This window comes from Leptotrichia sp. HSP-342, from assembly GCF_041199995.1.
In the GTDB taxonomy this organism is placed as follows: Bacteria; Fusobacteriota; Fusobacteriia; order Fusobacteriales; family Leptotrichiaceae; genus Leptotrichia; species Leptotrichia mesophila.
Map to the genome: position 1 here is coordinate 1,455,694 of NZ_CP165646.1, position 16,360 is coordinate 1,472,053.

Below are 16,360 nucleotides of genomic sequence, written 5' to 3' on the forward strand. Positions count from 1 at the left end.
ACTACACTCCTCTCCGATGCTGAACAATTTCATCCTTTTCTATTACACCGTCTTTTAATCTGATAATTCTTTTACAATGCTCTGCCACATCTTCCTCATGCGTAACCATTACTATCGTTGTTCCGTTATCGTTCAATTTTTTAAAAATTTCCAAAACCTCTTCTCCAGATTTTGAATCTAAATTTCCTGTTGGCTCATCTGCAAGAAGGATTTTAGGATTATTTATTATCGCCCTTGCTATTGCCACTCTTTGTCTTTGTCCCCCTGACATCTCATTTGGCTTATGATGAATTCTTTCACCAAGCCCCACACTTTCCAATGCTTCAGTTGCCCTCTTTAGCCTCTCGGCTTTCTTTACTCCTGCATACAAAGCTGGAAGAGCCACATTTTCAACTGCTGTCATTTTTGGAAGTAAGTTAAAAGTTTGAAATACAAACCCTATTTTTTTGTTTCTCACTTCAGCAAGTGCATCTCCTTTTATAGTTGAAACATCTTGATTATCCAATATATAAGTTCCAGAGGTAAGGCTATCAAGGCAGCCTAAAATATTCATAAGAGTAGACTTTCCGCTTCCAGAAGGCCCCATAAAAGCCACATATTCTCCTTCACTTACAGAAAGATTAAGTCCTTTCAAAACCTTTAATTCCATACTTCCATTTTTATATATTTTTACTATATCGCTCACTTTTATCATAAAAATTTACCTCTAAAGTTTATTTTTCTATCTTGGTGGTGGTCCACCAGGTCCTCCGCCTTTTCTTGATTGCTTTTCTTCCTTAAACATTACACCATTAGGAGCTACTTTCTGTTTTGACGGATCGGCAATTTTTATTTTTTGTCCATCTTTCAATCTCTCATCCGCAACAGTGATTACTCTTTCTCCCACTGATATACCAGATTCCACAGCATAAAATGTATCATCATTCATTCCAACTTTAATTTCTCTTTTTGAAACTTTATTACCTTTTCCTACAACAAAAGCATAATATTTACCATTTTCATTTATAACTGAACTATATGGAAGTCTTGGTACATTTTTACTTTCTTTGTAAAAAATAGTCGCTGTTATTGTTGCTCCCGGCTTTAATCCTTTAGTTTCATTTATTTGGATTTTTACAGTAGTATTACTTTCATCAAGTGTTGAGCTTTTTTCAGCTACTCCAGAAATTTGCAAAACAGAGCCTTCTATTTTTTCTCCATCTGGCAATGAGTCCGAAGTAATTTCAACTCTTTGCCCAACTTGAATATTTTTTACCTCATTATCTGAAAGATTTACCTCTACCCTCATGTTTGTTGAATCCGATACTTTAAATAAAGTCGTTTCAGTATTTACACGGTAATTTTCATCTGCAGTCATTTCTGTAATAACACCATCAACTGGACTTGTTATTTCATCTTTTATAAGTGCCAGATCTTCTTGTAATGTTGCCAATTCTAATTTTGCTGTCTTTAATGATGTTCTTGCATCTTCAATGCTCGCCTTCTGCTCACTGTCAACTGTATCCAAATCTAGTCTTGAATTTCTTAGAGCCTTCCTTGCATCATCTACATTAACTCTTGTTTCCCCACCAACTTTATATAACTCTTCTGCGTTATGCAAATCTCTTGATTTTTGTTGAATTTCTAAACTTTTCGACTCTTTTTTTCTTCTAAGTGAACCTTGAGCATCAGTTATATTTCTTTCATATTTTTGAATTTCCAAAGTTTTCATTTGTATTTTTCTCAAAGTTTCATTTTTATCAACTGGGTAAAATGTCAGCACTACATCACCTTTTTTGACATTATCTCCTTTTTTAAAGAATACTTTGTTTACTCTTTGACTTGAAGTTGTAAATACTGAAACCGCGTTATCTGACACAACTTGTCCATTCTTTGAAACTGATAGCGAAATATCTCCCCTATCAACAGTTGTCACTTCATATTCAGGCTCAGCTTCTTTTTTTCCACATGAAACTGTAGCAAATAATATTACAGCAAATATTGTCATAAATTTATAAAAATAATTTTTATTTTTTGACTCTTTCCTCTTTGATTCAATAGTTTTAGCCATTTCAGAAAATTCTGTATTTATTTCCACAAAATCACCTCTTTCCTAATTTTCATTTTTATTTTTTACATTAATAATCTCTATTTATAATATTTTATTTTTTTAGTAAATGCTGCAAGTTCATTTTTGGCTGTTTCGTAATCTATTACAGCTTTCTTGTAGTTGTTACGTTTTTCTACATAGTTGGAATACGTGTCAACTCCCAGCTCATACTTCTTAGCATAAATTTCATATTCTTTTTTCTTAATATTCATTGTATTTTGTGCTGTTAACTCATTTGTCTGGTAAGTTGTGTAAGTTATCATCTGCTGTCCAGCATTTGACACTAGCTCATTTTTTTTCTGTTCATACTGCAGTCTTAATTTATCTGCTTCATTTTTCAAATCTTCAATAGTATCATTATATCTTTTGAAAGTTTTTGACACAGATAACCCAACAACAACAGAACGATCCTTTAAAGAATATCCAATATCTCCTGATAATTTAGGATACTTGTAGTCAATATTTTCCTTTCTTAACTGTTCACTGTTAAGCTGCGAATTCAATTCTATTGTTTCAGCTTCTGAGAGTCTAAGAGCATAAAAATCATCCTTTTTCAGTTCAATTTTTTTCAGGTCATCAAGCTTCTCTTTTTCAGGTAAAGTTACATTGTAAACTGTAAATCGTTCTCCTAAAATTTGGAGTTCCCGCCCAAGATTTTCATATTTAAGCTGAGAATTTTCATATTCTGTTTTTGCTAATTCATAATCATACTGTGATGCTGTCCCCAGCTCATATTTTTTAGCCTGAATAGCATAATCTTTTTTAGTATCTTCTAACGCAAGCGCTTCCTGTTCCATTTCCTTCTGTTTATTCTTATAATTTTTATATAAATCAATCAAATCACGTATTTCAGAATTTTTAGTAGTTTCATTGCTAATTTTCTGTATATTTCGTGAAATTTGATTAGTTTTTTTATTATAATTTACATCACTATATCCAAAATAATCGTTTAAAGTTTTAGAAATACCAATTTTATTTTCTGTAAGCTCACTACTTCTAAAATTATATTCATTTCTGTAATAAAGCATTCCATACTTTACATTATTTTGCATAGTTAGTCCATTTGCTGCTCCGTGTAATGTATAATTATTATCTGAAGTTACACTGACTTCATTCCATTCCCCATTTTTCAAAGATTTCTCTTTTATATCAAACTTTCTCATATTTTTTTCATTAATTTTTGTCGTATAAGAATTTTTTTCATACTGAGAGATCAAATCATCCACATTAACTGCAAAACTCATCGCACTAAATGTAAATAATGCTGATAAAATCTGTATCTTACTATTTTTAAAATTCAAAAATATCCCAACCATGTAATCTCCTTTCTTCTAGAATAAACAGCTTATTTCTTATCAAAATTTATTATAACACTTATTTCATAGAATATCATTTTTTTTTGACAAAATTATGACTTTATTTAATTTTAATTTCTTTTTTAAATTTAATAAATATTATGGTTATCTACACTATAATAATTATATAATAAAATCAATAATAAATAAACCATTTTTTAAATTATTTTTATTTCTATAGTATTTAATTTCTTATCTTAAAATTTAAGAATCTCCATTATAGAATAACTCTATTTACAATTCGATATATTTATTATATAATAATCTATAAATAATAAATTTGAAAAATAAAAAAGGAGTATTTATATGGCAAGTTACAAAAATTTTGACTTTAAAAAATTATATTTTCTCGTTTATATTGCTTTAATTCTGCTAGTTGTATTTTTAGCATTTAAACTTGGGATATTTTTGTTTCCATTTACGATAGCATTGTTTTTTTCAATATTGACACGACCGTTTACACGATTTTTACAAAAAAGGTTAAAGCTTTCAAAAAAGCTGTCTACGATAATTTCTATTGTAACATTTTTATTAATATTTTTTGGAATTATTGGCTGGGGATCATTAAAATTGATAAGTGAAATTTATAAATTATCGCAAAATCTTAATAGTTATAGCGAGATTACACAAAAATTATGGACTGACAGCATGGCAAAAGTTTATACTTATCTTGGAAATTTCCCGTCAGGATTCACAAAGCAGGTAAATGATACAATAAACAGTTTTATTTCCTCAGGCTCTTCAAAACTTGGAGGATTTATAAAAGGGCTGATAAGTTTTATTACATCCATTCCGACTGTAATTCTATATATCTGTATAACGATTCTTGCAACTTTCTTTATAAGTCTTGACAGAGATGAAATTGTATCTTTCCTAGAGCAGCAGCTTCCAAAGTCTTGGTTAGATAAGGTTTTCAATATAAAAACTGATATGTTTACAGTTCTTGGCTCTTATATTAAGGCACAGATTATTTTAATGACAATATGTTTTTTTGAACTTCTAGTCTGTTTAAATTTACTATCATTTTTAGGGCTAAATGTACCATATCCCCTATTAATGTCAATCATAATCTGTATAATCGATGCACTCCCAATATTAGGAGCAGGAACAGTCTTAATTCCATGGGCGGTAATTTCTTTTGCACTATCTGACATAACATTAGGTATTGCCCTAATAATAATTTACCTATTTGTCCTTTCTGTAAGACAAATGCTAGAACCAAAGCTGGTAAGCCAAAATTTAGGAGTCCATCCATTAATTACACTAATCTCAATGTACTCAGGATTCAAAATTTTTGGTGTAATGGGATTCCTGATTGGGCCTGTTGTAATGATTATTTTGAAAAATGTATTTTCAAGAGAACTGGAAGTCGGATTTTTCAGAGATATTTTTGGTGATCCCTCTGACAATAGTAAACTTAATTTAGAAAAAAAGAATAAAGAAAATATTAAAAAAAGAAGGACATAGTTTTTACACTTGTCCTTTTTTTACAAATCTAAATTCTACTCTTCGATTTCTTTCTCTTCCCTCTTCCGTATCATTTGTCTTGATTGGATTGTTTTCACCGCGTCCTATTAAATCCACAACTCTATCTTTCGAAAGCCCGATCTCTATCAATTTTGAACTAACCTTTTCTGCTCTTCTTAATGATAATCTTTTATTATACGAAGACGAACCGCTTTTATCAGTATATCCAATAATTGACACAAGAAAATCATTTTTCTCGATATAATCCTTTATGTCTCTCAGTACAGGATAGGCTTCTTTCTTTAAATCTGTACTATTTTTATGAAAGTTCAAATCGTTTGATCTGAGAGTTATAATCTCTGATTTTGATATTTGTACTTTTTCTGGATTATTTATTGGGCTTTCTTGAATTTCAGAAATAGTTGCTGTTGTCTCTTCTGTTGTTTCAGTTTGTGTTGAAACTGCTTCTACAGGTTTAACATTTTGAACAGATTGTGCCTGTGTTTTTTGTTGCGATTGGCTAACATGATTTTTTTCAGTATTATAATATGTTGCTTGAATTCTGTTATTAACTATCTTTGTTCCTGTTCCGTCCTGTGTCAAAGCAACCGTAATTAAATCAGGATTATCTGTTGTTACAGCCGTTTTTTGTGGATTTGGTGTATCAAGTGTAGGAACCTCATTTACCGTTTCCTGCTGTATATCTGCCACATTCGCACGAATTATATCCTTTCTCATATCGGAAGTTGTCATTTTTTCAGATACCGTAGGTACCGCCATTGCAACCAATGAAGAAACTGCAACTAATGTAGGCCTTTTCATGATTTGCTCTTCCTCCTATTTTAATAAAGTATTTTATTTTTGATTGTTTTCAAGACCATATTTTTTAATTAATTCATTATATTTCCCATTTTCTTTCATTTTTTTCAATTCATCATTTATTTGTTTTATCAACTCTTGGTTTTTTCCTTTGTCAAGAGCCATTGCCGTTCCAATTTTAGCTGGTTTTTCATCAAAAATTTCCATTTCAGGATTTTTCTTCATGTATTCTTGAGCTACTGCTTTTTCAAGAATAATTACGTCAATTTTTCCTGCTTTTAAATCTAAAATAGTATTTACTGTACTTTCATTTGGTACAACAGTTGCTCCTTTAATCTCTTTTGCTTCTATTTCTTGAATTGTTCCAAGCTGAACCCCAATCTTCTTACCACTTAATGTAGTTGGTGTAACTGCAGTGTTACCTTTTTTTCTTATGTAAGTTTCTTTTGAAACAAAGTAATCATCTGTAAAATCTACTGATTTTTTTCTTTCTTCAGTTGAACTCATACCAGATACAATAATATCAATTTTTCCTGCTTTTAATGCTGGAATCAATCCATCAAATGACTGGTCAATAATTTCAATTTTATATCCAAGATTTTTTCCAATTTCATTTATAAGATCAACATCAAATCCAGTAACTTGTCCATTTTCAACATATTCGAACGGAGCAAAAACTGCATTCAGTCCTACTCTTAATTTTTTCTCCCCATTATCTTTTTTTCCACACGATATAATTCCAAAAATTACTAATGTTATCATCAAAAATATTTTTTTCATATTTTTTCCTCTCTTTCTCTGTTTAATTTTATTTAAAACTGTTTTAACTAATAATCTTTTAGTGATTTAACACTTTTTCTAAAAACTCTCTTGCTCTTTCTGTTTTTGGATTGTCAAATAAATCCTGCGGTTTTGCATCTTCCAGAATATATCCTCCATCCATAAAAAATACTCTATTAGCTACATTTCTTGCAAATCCCATTTCGTGTGTTACCACAATCATTGTCATTCCCGCATTTGCAAGCTCCTTCATAACTTCCAGAACTTCCCCTATCATTTCAGGATCAAGTGCGGATGTTGGCTCATCAAACAGAATTACTTTAGGATTCATTGCTAATGCCCTTGCAATTGCAACCCTTTGTTTCTGCCCACCAGACAGCTTGTTTGGATAAACATCCTTCTTATCAGCAAGTCCCACTTTTTCCAGTAATTCTATTGCCAGTTTTTCTGCCTCAGCTTTTGGCATTTTTTTTAATCTAATTGGTCCCAAAGTAATGTTTTCCAGTACAGTTTTATGTGGATACAAATTAAAGTGCTGGAACACCATTCCGACTTCCTCACGAATTTTATTTATATCCGCCTTACGTTCCAAAATATTTTTATTATTTATTTTAATCTCTCCTGATGTAGGTTCTTCAAGCCTATTTATACAACGTAAGAATGTTGATTTTCCACTTCCAGAAGGTCCTATAATCGAAATTACTTCTCCTTCTTTTATTTCTGTACTAATTCCTTTTAAAACTTCCAATTCGCCATATTTTTTCTTCAAATCTTTTATCTTAATCATTTTCCTTTAATCTCATCTCCAATCGTTTCCCAATAAATGAGAATAATTTTACGCTGATATAATAAACCAAACCAGTAAACAATATTGGTTTTACACTATAATATACAGCTTGTAAGCTTTTACTGTTCATTGTAATGTCTACGACACTAATATATCCCACAACGGCTGTTTCCTTAAATAAATTTATAAATTCGTTCAAAAGTGCTGGCAAAATATTTTTTATTGCCTGTGGCATTACAATTTCATTCATTGCCATTCTATAAGGCATACCAGTCGCTCTTGCAGCTTCCATTTGCCCCTTGTCTATACTTTCAATTCCAGAACGGATTGTTTCTTCTACATAAGCTGCACTATTAAGTCCTAAAGCAATTAATGCAATCCAGTAATTGTTAAGTATTACAACTACAAAAGATAATGTCAAAAGCTGTAAAACCATAGGAGTTCCTCGCATTATGTCAACATATTCATCGATAATAACATCTTTTATCATATCTAAAATTTCTATATTGGTTTTCTGAAATTTTAAGAATGCTAAAAGCATTCCCAAAAGAATACCGATAGCAGCTCCACCAGCTGTAAGCCCCAATGTAGTTATAAAGTAACTGTTTGCATAAATTCCCCATTCTTCCGGCTTCATGTCATACGGAAATACAAAAAGCACAGCAACAGTTACAACTGCTATAAAAAATGATGTTTTTACTATTTTTCGTGTTTTTTCCAATTCTTCCATTATATTTAATGAACTTTAATTTTTGTTCATATCCTCCTTACCATTAAAAATTATTATAATATTATTATACCTAATATTTATAGGTTTTTCAATAAAAAGTTTTTATTTTATTATTTAATTTAGTACTTTTCTTATACTTATTCCTTTTCAAAGAAGATTAAATATTTTTTCAAAATATTTTTAAATAATTAAGTGATATAGTTACTTGATTTTGGAAATGAAGTTTATAAATTCAGTAAAATTTCCAAAACGGAACTTAATTTGAAAAGGAGTTATAACTATGAAATTATTTAAATTTTTATTTTTTTCAGTTATTGTATTAGTTGCGGGCTTAGGTTATTATATTTACACTCAAAATCAGTTAAAAATTCCAGATTCTATGGTAAAAAGCGCTGTTGCTTCTAAGTTTCCAATAGAAAAATCCTACCCTCTTGGAAAAATAAAGCTATTTAATCCAAAAGTACATTTTGAAAATGATAAGCTAATTATTGAAGCAGAATACCTAAATGACGCACTAAATGATCAGATTAACGGAACGATGACCTTTGCAACTGATATTCATTATGATCCAATGAAATCAAACCTTTATCTTGATGATTTTCAAATTGTAAGACTGACAAAAGAAAACAAAGAAATTGATCTTGATAAAAAACCCATCATCAGAACAGGGTTAAATTATGCTTTTAGTCAGCTTGAAAAAAAAGAAATTTTGAATTTATCAGGAGTTGAAAAATTTCAAATGATAAAGGATATAAAAATTGAAAATAATAAATTGACTGTTGTTAAATAAAAAATAATTTTAATTATTATTCAGTTAAAATTTTATGTTTGAAAAAACGTTCTTGAAATTCAACCAGTACTTCCATTTGGGAAACTGTATAATTTTTCCCATCTGGAATTACTATAAGTTTATTTTCTTCATCATCATACCTATAAACAATAGCTCTACATATTCCACAAAATTCATCAACAGGTTCAAAAACTCCCAAAATATACACATCTATTTCTTCTCCATCTTCACTAATAGTATTTGGAATATATCCATAATTTACTGGATATATAAAATTATATTTAGGATGTCTTTCTCCCATTTTTCTATCCATCTTTACATGTATTTTTTGTCCTAAAAATTTTTTATAATTATCTAAACTCATAAAAATCCTTTTTAAATATCAATTTTAATTTATATTTCTTTAAAATTTTTCTGTTTTTATTTAAAAACTTCCTTTTAACATTCCTAAAAAATATATCACTGCAATAGAAACAATTATTATTATTCCCAGATTTGTCTTCCTAAAAGTTAAATATGCCACGATTGCTATTCCAATCAGAACTCTTATTATGTCAAAATTTGTACTTCCAGTAGAAGTAAAAATATCTGGAAATACTAATACTGTCAGTACTGTATAAGGAAGTGCTTCAAAGAACTTATTAACTTTTAGGTTGTTTTCTGGAATTTTTACAAATATTGGCAATGTCCTCAGTATTACCGTCATGATTATGAGTGTCATCAAAATCATTGTTAAAATCCCTAAATTTTCGTTATAATTCAATCTTATCACTTCCTTTCCCTTTATTAATTTAATCGTTTTCCTACTTTTCAGGATTTTCATTATAATAAAGCTGCGCATATATAAAACTTGCCAAAGACATCGTTAAAATCATAACCCATCCTGAACTTACCTTATTTAAAATAGGCAAAAATGAAAATGCCATTTTTATAACAAGTGCCAGCAAAACAATTCTTATATATTTAAAATTTTGGCTTAAAGCCATTATTAACATACTGAAAAATATTGAATAAAGCACAAAATTCATACTATTCATAAGTGATTCTGGCAATTTTTCACCAAATATTGCTCCAAAAATTGTACCAAAACAGTAACAAAAATATGGAATTGTATTTACTCCCATCATATACCACGCATTTTTGGCATTTTTTAATGTCAGATATGTTACAGTTTCATCAGTAAGCCCCACGCCTACCAGAAACTTCTGAAAAATAGGAGTTTTTTCACCAAGCTGTCTAAAAATAACAATATTTAACAATAAATATCTTAAATTGATAAGAACAATAGATAAAATCACTTCAACTGGAGGCGACTTCATCACATAAAGTACCTTTAACAGTAATGAATGAGCCCCTCCTGCATACATTCCAAACGATGTAAGCCCAATCATTGGCAAAATTTGGGAAAAACTTTTGGCTGAAATCAGTCCGATTGCAACTCCAAAGGGAATGTAGGCAATTCCGATTCCAGTACCGTCTTTTAATCCCTTTAAATAGTTTTCCAGTTTTCTTATTTGTGCCATTTTTTGTTCTGATTCCTTCCTTATATAGTATTATTCTAACAATTTCAAAACAATTAGTCAAATATATAATATATATTTCTATCATATATAAAATATATTATTACTTTAATAATCCCCAATTTTTAGCCACACTTCCATTCGCTTTTAATGGAACTTTCTTAAATTTAACAGTATTTTCCATAATTTTTTCAATTTTTTCCATGTATTCCTTAGTAAATTCATCACGAACTTCAAAAATCAGTTCATCATGAACTTGAAGAAGCATTTTTATATTTTCATCATTTTTAAACTCCTCATGAAGTTCAATCATAACTTTTTTTATAATATTTGCCGCTGTTCCTTGAACGACAGTATTTACCGCCATTCTTACAGCCTGTGCCTGTACATTTTTATTTGTCGCATTAATTCCGCTAATGTATCTTCTCGTACCGTAAAAAGTTTCTACAAAACCGTGAAGCTTAGCTGTCTCTGTCACAATATCCAAAAATTTTCTGACTCTAGGATATTCCTCAAAATATGTCGTTATATATTGAGAAGCCTCTTGAACTGTAATCCCTAGTTCCTTCGACAGTCCAAACGGTGTTTTTCCATACAGGATACTAAAATTAATTACTTTTGCAATACTTCTCTCATGCCGTGAAATCTCATCTTCTTGGGTTTTGAAAAATATCTTTCTTGCTGTCAAGTTATGCAAATCCTGATTATCCTGATATGCCTGCACTAAATGCCTATCTTTTGACAATTCAGCCAGAACTCTCAATTCAATTTGTGAATAATCAAATGAAATCAAGCTATGCCCTCCCTTTGCGACAAAACCAGTACGAATCCTTATTCCATCATCTGTTCTCACAGGAATATTTTGTAAATTTGGATTTGCTGACGAAAGCCGTCCAGTAGAGGTACCATTTTGGTTAAAAGTAGTATGAATCCTTTCATCTTTATCCGCCAGTTTTGGAATTGGCTCAATGTATGTTGATAATAATTTCTTATAAGCCCTGTATTCCAGAAGCTTTTTCCCAATCATACGTTTGTCTTCTGTCAATTCTCCATTGTTTGCAATCATTTCCAGAACTTCCACATTTGTTGAATATCCAGTTTTTGTCTTTTTACCTGATGGAATCTGTAATTTTTCAAACAAAACTTCTCCTAATTGTTGTGGTGAATCAATATTAAATTCTCCATCAGCAAGTTTATAAATATCACTTTGAAGCATATTTATCTTTTCTTCCAGCTCATTCTGAAATTCACTGAAATATTTTTTATCAATTTTTATTCCAGTTTCTTCCATTTGTGCCAATACTGGTATTAATCGACTTTCCAGCTTGTCAAATATATTTAAGAACTGCTCATTTTGTAATCTATTTCTAAAAATTATTTCCAATTTATAAATAAAAAACGTTCTCTTTGATAAAAACTCACAAACCACATCATCAGAAACATCACTAAAATCCTTCTTTCTTCGCTCCTTCTTAAATTTTTCCTCAAAAGTTGCAATCTCAACATCAAACTCATCTAAAATTATTTCCTCGATTTCCTGCAAACTTTCTGTCCCAAGTACATATCTTGCAAGCAAAATATCAAAATATTCCGTACATTTTATCCCGAATCTCTCTTCATTTATCCCATAAGTTTTTCCACCAACAGAGTATCCAAAATACTCACTTTCCCCATTTTTCATATACTCTTTAACATTATAGGCAATAATTTCTTTCTCACTCAATAATTTATAAATATCCTCAATATTTTTTTTATTATCTTCCTTTTCATCAGTATTCTCACCTAAACTGAACAAGTTAATTTGAACTCCAGCTCCTGATTTTTCGTGATTTTCATTTTGTAAAATATTTTTCAATTCACTATCCAAAAGCACAATATTCGTTTTTTCATCACAAATAGAAAGTCCAAGCATATTCTCAAAAATTGCCACTTTTTTATCCATTTTCTCAATCACAGAATAAGCATCATTCCAGCTCACAACTTTTCCATAATTTTTCTCAAAATACACTTTTTCATCTTTAATTTTTTTAGTTTTTTCAGTTTTCTGATTTTCTAACGCAATCTCTTCTGCCTTTTTCTTCTGAGCTTCATATTCCATTGCCAATTTTTCCTTTAAAACTTGAATTTCATCAATTTTTTTATCTATTTCTGAATTATGTTCGTACTCCACATGCTCATAAAAATGTGAAATTCCATCAAAAATCGGATTTTCCTTATCATACTCCAATTCCTGCTTTTCAACTTTTTCTCTTTCAAGTCTCTCTTTTTCCAATTTTTCTTCAACAATTTTTTTATTTTTTTCTAAAATTTGCTTCTCTTCTTCTGTAAGTTCCTTCTGATTTCCACTTTGCAAGAATCTTTCCTTTTCTTCTTCAACAGCTTTAGAAAATCTTTTAAAATCAAGCTCCTCATAAAGTTTTAAAAGACTGTCAAAATCCTTTTCCTCAAATTTCAATTTATTTTTATCATATTCAACATCAAGCTCCCTTTTGACAGTTGCAAGTTCCCGACTTATAAAGGCATTTTCCTTATCAGTCAGTAATTTTTCCTTCTGTTTCCCTTTTATTTCATCAATATTTTCGTAAATTCCTTCCAAATTTCCATAAGTCGTAATAAGTTTCACTCCATTTTTAGGACCAATCCCCGTAACTCCTGGAATTCCGTCCGACTTATCTCCCATAAGACCAAACAAATCAGGAATCTTATCAGGCGTAACTCCCAAATATTCAACTACATCTTCGTCAGTCTTTATATGTTTAAATGCAGAATTTTTATCCCCTTTTCCAAGCAAGGCAATGTTAATTTTTCCATCTACAAGCTGTGCCAAATCCTTATCCCCAGTTATTACAAAGACCTCAATCTGCTCATCTTCATCATTAGAAAATTTAGTGGCAAAAGTGGCAATAACATCATCCGCTTCCTGCCCAGCCTTCTTATATTTCGGAATTCTATACCCATCCAACACCTTCATAATAGCATCAATCTGCATAACCAGTTCTTCAGGCATACTTTCCCTATGTGCCTTATACGTTTCCAGCTCCCCAGTTCTATCTAGTTCACTCCTTTTAACATCTAGACAAGCCACTAAATAATCAGGTCTAAATTCCCTAATCACACTTTCCAGCGTATTAATAAACCCAAATGTCGCTCCAGTAGACATTCCGTTACTATTTCTCATTCCCATTAGTGCAAAATGACTTCTATACATAATCGCACTCGTATCCAATATAACCGCTCTTTTCAACTTAATTATTCCTCATTTCTTTTTTTTAATTTAACAATTTTTATATTTGTATATTTTACCATTTTTTACATTTTTTCTCAAAGCATTTTTTCTTAATTTAATAGAACAGCCTAAATCTTAATAATTTTATGTATTCAAATTAGTAATTTTTAATCTATAAAAAGGCTGTACTTAGATTTTATCCTAAGCCAGCCCTTCTTATAAGCAAATTATTCTATTATTTCAAAAATTGCCTTTGGCTCTTCAACTTTTTCTGATGTTATTACAAATGCATCTATAACCATATTTTTAGATTCATTCACATTTTTATCATCATTATAGTAAATTTCAGCAATTTTTTCATTTTTTCCTATTTTTTCCCCAACTTTTCTAAAGATATTTATTCCAACTGCATGGTCAACTTCATCTTCTTTTTTAGCACGGCCTGCACCAATAATCATTGCTGCTTTTCCAATTTCTTCTGTTTTTATTTTTTTTATATATCCTTCATTTTCAGAAAAAATTTCCATTACATATCTAGCTTTTGGAAGTAATCCATAGTCATTTATAAGGTCTTTGTTTCCACCACTTTCCCCAATAAATTCTGCCAATATCTTTAATGCTGTTCCGTTTTTTATTACTTCATCAATTTTTTCTTTTGCCTCACTCAATTCTGATATTTCACCTTTTTCTTTCAAGGCAAGTCCTGTAATCGTATAAACAACTTCTTTTACGTCAGAAGCACCATTTCCCTTTAAAAATTCAATTGCTTCTATAATTTCGTTTGCATTTCCAATTGCATGCCCAAGCGGTTCATCCATATTGCTAAGTACAACCTTGACTTTTCTTCCAGCACCTTTTCCAATTTCAATCATTCTTTCTGCCAATTTTTTAGCTTGCTCCAAATCTTTCATAAAGGCTCCATCCCCAACTTTTACATCAAGAATTATAACATCTGAATAAATTGCTAATTTCTTACTCATAATACTGCTGGCAATTAACGGAATACTTGGAACAGTTGCAGTCACATCACGTAAAGAATATAGTTTCTTATCAAGCGGAACTATCTTGTCGCTGTATCCCATCAGCCCAACTCCAGTTTTATTAGCAATTTTTACAAGTTCCTCTTTTGTCGTTGAAAACTTGAATCCTTTAATTGACTCAAACTTGTCAATTGTCCCTCCAGTATGCCCAAGTCCTTTTCCAGATAACTTCACATTTCCCATCCCAAGTGCTGATAAAATAGGGGAAAGTATTACTGTAACCTTATCTCCAACACCTCCTGTACTATGCTTATCCACAAGAAATCTATCTATCTCATCAAATTTTATCACATCTCCAGAGTCTCTCATTACCATTGTAAATTTCAACAGTTCTTCCTTTGTCATATCATTAAAGTAAACTCCCATAAGAAATGCTGACATCTGATAATCAGGAATATTTCCAGTCAAATATTCATTTAATAAAAACTCTATCTCTGTATCAGATAGTTTAAGGTTGTCACGTTTTTTCTCAATTATATCAACTGCTCTCATAAAATCATCTCCTAAATATTTCTTAAACTATGGCTTGGAAATCAAAATATTCCAAATCATAAATTACTAGTCCAATAAAAAATTGTAAATATAAAAAATTAAAGAAAAGATAAAAAGGTTGTAAAAGAATGATATTTAATTTATCAATTCTCAAACAACCATTTTTATAAATTTTTGCACTTTGAAAAATATTTATAATTACAATGTAGGTTTCACTTGAATTTTACCATCTTTAATATCTTGTTTAATTTGTTCAAGACGTTTGATGTTTTCTTCTCCAATTTTATCTTTTGTAAATTCAAAGTTAGTTGTTCCTACTCCATTTTCCTTGATTCCAAAAACTTGTAATTTTGCTTCAAATTTTCCATCTATTGAAGATTTTACAACATCGAATACTGCATTATCAACATATTTCATCATAGACGTCAAAATTATTCCTGGATACAAATTATCTTGGTTAGAATCCACACCAATTCCATAAACATTTTTTTCCTTAACTGCTTGGAATACTCCTAGTCCACTTGCTCCAGCAGCATGATAAATAACATCCGCACCTTGTTGGATTAGTGTTTCAGTTTTAGCTTTTGCTGATGCCTGGTCGTTAAATGAGTTGTTTCCTCCAATGTATACAGGTAAAACTTTAATATCTGGTTTTACGTATCTTGCACCTTGTGTATATCCCGCATAGAATCTTTTAATTAATTCAGATTCGTTTGCACCCACAAATCCAATACTTCCTGTTTTATCCATCATTCCAGCCAACGCTCCTACTAAGAATGAACCTTCTTGTTCTTTAAACAAAATAGAAGCAACATTTGGCAATCCATTTACAGTTTCATCAATTATTGCAAATTTTTGATCAGGGAAAGCTTGAGCTACAGCAACTAATGAATCTTTCATGCTGTATCCAACCGCAATAATCAACTCAAATTCTCCAGATTCTGCAAATTGTGTTAAAGCATTCTTTGCTTCTGTTGATGGGTCTTTTGGCTCATATTCTTTAAAAGAAATTCCTAATTCTTTCTGAGCCTTTTCTAAACCTCTAAAAGTCGCATCATTAAATGATTTGTCACCTTTCCCACCAGTAGAATAAACTACTGCAACAGCCTTTTTAGAATTTGTTGCATCTGCAGATGTTTTACCATCTTTTACCTGCTCTCCTGTAGCTGGTTTATTTCCACAAGCTACAACTAACATTAATGCAAAAATTACACTAAAAATTGTTATAATTTTTTTCATTTTCTCCTCCTAAAAATTTTTATTTT

15 protein-coding genes are annotated in these 16,360 nt (G+C 30.4%); 2 read left to right on the plus strand and 13 right to left on the minus strand.

The features are described 5' to 3' along the window. Window position 1 precedes the first annotated feature (1 nt). The 3 genes from AB8B23_RS07495 to AB8B23_RS07505 are packed head-to-tail and all read right to left on the minus strand — an operon-like array spanning window position 2 to window position 3,405. Window positions 2-694 (minus strand): ABC transporter ATP-binding protein, encoded by a 693-nt coding sequence (locus AB8B23_RS07495; RefSeq protein WP_021743878.1) that lies wholly within the window; start codon window positions 692-694, stop codon window positions 2-4. A 27-nt stretch (window positions 695-721) separates the two neighbouring features. After that, entirely contained in the window at window positions 722-2,077 is a 1,356-nt protein-coding gene (locus AB8B23_RS07500; RefSeq protein WP_369712230.1) for an efflux RND transporter periplasmic adaptor subunit, read from the minus strand. A 50-nt stretch (window positions 2,078-2,127) separates the two neighbouring features. Beyond that, a complete protein-coding gene (locus AB8B23_RS07505; RefSeq protein WP_369712231.1) occupies window positions 2,128-3,405 on the minus strand; it encodes a TolC family protein in 1,278 nt (425 codons plus the stop codon). Window positions 3,406-3,750: 345 nt separating this feature from the next. Between AB8B23_RS07505 and ytvI the strand changes: the two genes are divergently transcribed. Then, window positions 3,751-4,911, plus strand: coding sequence for a sporulation integral membrane protein YtvI (gene ytvI / locus AB8B23_RS07510; RefSeq protein WP_369712232.1), 1,161 nt, complete (start codon window positions 3,751-3,753; stop codon window positions 4,909-4,911). Between the two features lie 3 nt (window positions 4,912-4,914). Here ytvI and AB8B23_RS07515 read toward each other — a convergent pair whose 3' ends face one another. Genes AB8B23_RS07515 through AB8B23_RS07530 form a run of 4 tightly spaced genes read right to left on the minus strand, consistent with a single transcriptional unit; the run spans window position 4,915 to window position 8,027 of the window. Next, window positions 4,915-5,733, minus strand: a complete 819-nt coding sequence (locus AB8B23_RS07515) for an OmpA family protein (RefSeq protein ID WP_369712233.1) — start codon at window positions 5,731-5,733, stop codon at window positions 4,915-4,917. A gap of 33 nt (window positions 5,734-5,766) precedes the next feature. Continuing rightward, complete coding sequence (locus tag AB8B23_RS07520; protein ID WP_369712234.1) at window positions 5,767-6,510, minus strand: basic amino acid ABC transporter substrate-binding protein; 744 nt, start codon at window positions 6,508-6,510, stop codon at window positions 5,767-5,769. 58 nt (window positions 6,511-6,568) lie between these two features. Beyond that, window positions 6,569-7,297, minus strand: coding sequence for an amino acid ABC transporter ATP-binding protein (locus tag AB8B23_RS07525; protein WP_147006456.1), 729 nt, complete (start codon window positions 7,295-7,297; stop codon window positions 6,569-6,571). Continuing rightward, window positions 7,290-8,027, minus strand: a complete 738-nt coding sequence (locus tag AB8B23_RS07530) for an amino acid ABC transporter permease (protein WP_369712235.1) — start codon at window positions 8,025-8,027, stop codon at window positions 7,290-7,292. Before AB8B23_RS07530 ends, AB8B23_RS07525 begins: the two co-directional genes overlap by 8 nt. Before the next feature lie 280 nt (window positions 8,028-8,307). On the opposite strand from AB8B23_RS07530, the gene AB8B23_RS07535 reads away from it, so the two are divergent. Further along, window positions 8,308-8,817 carry a hypothetical protein gene (locus AB8B23_RS07535; protein ID WP_369712236.1) on the plus strand — a complete coding sequence of 170 codons (510 nt, stop codon included), beginning with the start codon at window positions 8,308-8,310 and terminating at the stop codon, window positions 8,815-8,817. A gap of 16 nt (window positions 8,818-8,833) precedes the next feature. On the opposite strand, the gene AB8B23_RS07540 is transcribed toward AB8B23_RS07535, so the two are convergent. The 6 genes from AB8B23_RS07540 to AB8B23_RS07565 all read right to left on the minus strand — a co-directional run bounded on the left by AB8B23_RS07540 (window position 8,834) and on the right by AB8B23_RS07565 (window position 16,334). After that, window positions 8,834-9,181 (minus strand): inorganic diphosphatase, encoded by a 348-nt coding sequence (locus AB8B23_RS07540; RefSeq protein WP_006803784.1) that lies wholly within the window; start codon window positions 9,179-9,181, stop codon window positions 8,834-8,836. Between the two features lie 60 nt (window positions 9,182-9,241). Beyond that, window positions 9,242-9,589: an AzlD domain-containing protein gene (locus AB8B23_RS07545; protein ID WP_369712237.1), complete on the minus strand. Its 348-nt coding sequence runs from the start codon at window positions 9,587-9,589 to the stop codon at window positions 9,242-9,244. Between the two features lie 31 nt (window positions 9,590-9,620). Next, window positions 9,621-10,340: an AzlC family ABC transporter permease gene (locus tag AB8B23_RS07550; protein ID WP_369712238.1), complete on the minus strand. Its 720-nt coding sequence runs from the start codon at window positions 10,338-10,340 to the stop codon at window positions 9,621-9,623. A gap of 100 nt (window positions 10,341-10,440) precedes the next feature. Beyond that, a complete protein-coding gene (gene polA / locus AB8B23_RS07555) occupies window positions 10,441-13,581 on the minus strand; it encodes a DNA polymerase I (protein ID WP_369712239.1) in 3,141 nt (1,046 codons plus the stop codon). 209 nt (window positions 13,582-13,790) lie between these two features. Next, window positions 13,791-15,095: a thymidine phosphorylase gene (locus AB8B23_RS07560; protein WP_369712240.1), complete on the minus strand. Its 1,305-nt coding sequence runs from the start codon at window positions 15,093-15,095 to the stop codon at window positions 13,791-13,793. Between the two features lie 198 nt (window positions 15,096-15,293). Further along, window positions 15,294-16,334, minus strand: a complete 1,041-nt coding sequence (locus AB8B23_RS07565; RefSeq protein ID WP_021743891.1) for a BMP family lipoprotein — start codon at window positions 16,332-16,334, stop codon at window positions 15,294-15,296. Window positions 16,335-16,360 lie beyond the last annotated feature (26 nt).

Bases quoted from the DNA above. Each gene is read 5' to 3' on its own strand.
- AB8B23_RS07495 (WP_021743878.1), bottom strand. From the start codon at position 694: ATGATAAAAGTGAGCGATATAGTAAAAATATATAAAAATGGAAGTATG.
- AB8B23_RS07505 (WP_369712231.1), bottom strand. From the start codon at position 3,405: ATGGTTGGGATATTTTTGAATTTTAAAAATAGTAAGATACAGATTTTA.
- ytvI (WP_369712232.1), top strand. From the start codon at position 3,751: ATGGCAAGTTACAAAAATTTTGACTTTAAAAAATTATATTTTCTCGTT.
- AB8B23_RS07515 (WP_369712233.1), bottom strand. From the start codon at position 5,733: ATGAAAAGGCCTACATTAGTTGCAGTTTCTTCATTGGTTGCAATGGCG.
- AB8B23_RS07520 (WP_369712234.1), bottom strand. From the start codon at position 6,510: ATGAAAAAAATATTTTTGATGATAACATTAGTAATTTTTGGAATTATA.
- AB8B23_RS07525 (WP_147006456.1), bottom strand. From the start codon at position 7,297: ATGATTAAGATAAAAGATTTGAAGAAAAAATATGGCGAATTGGAAGTT.
- AB8B23_RS07530 (WP_369712235.1), bottom strand. From the start codon at position 8,027: ATGGAAGAATTGGAAAAAACACGAAAAATAGTAAAAACATCATTTTTT.
- AB8B23_RS07535 (WP_369712236.1), top strand. From the start codon at position 8,308: ATGAAATTATTTAAATTTTTATTTTTTTCAGTTATTGTATTAGTTGCG.
- AB8B23_RS07540 (WP_006803784.1), bottom strand. From the start codon at position 9,181: ATGAGTTTAGATAATTATAAAAAATTTTTAGGACAAAAAATACATGTA.
- AB8B23_RS07550 (WP_369712238.1), bottom strand. From the start codon at position 10,340: ATGGCACAAATAAGAAAACTGGAAAACTATTTAAAGGGATTAAAAGAC.
- AB8B23_RS07560 (WP_369712240.1), bottom strand. From the start codon at position 15,095: ATGAGAGCAGTTGATATAATTGAGAAAAAACGTGACAACCTTAAACTA.
- AB8B23_RS07565 (WP_021743891.1), bottom strand. From the start codon at position 16,334: ATGAAAAAAATTATAACAATTTTTAGTGTAATTTTTGCATTAATGTTA.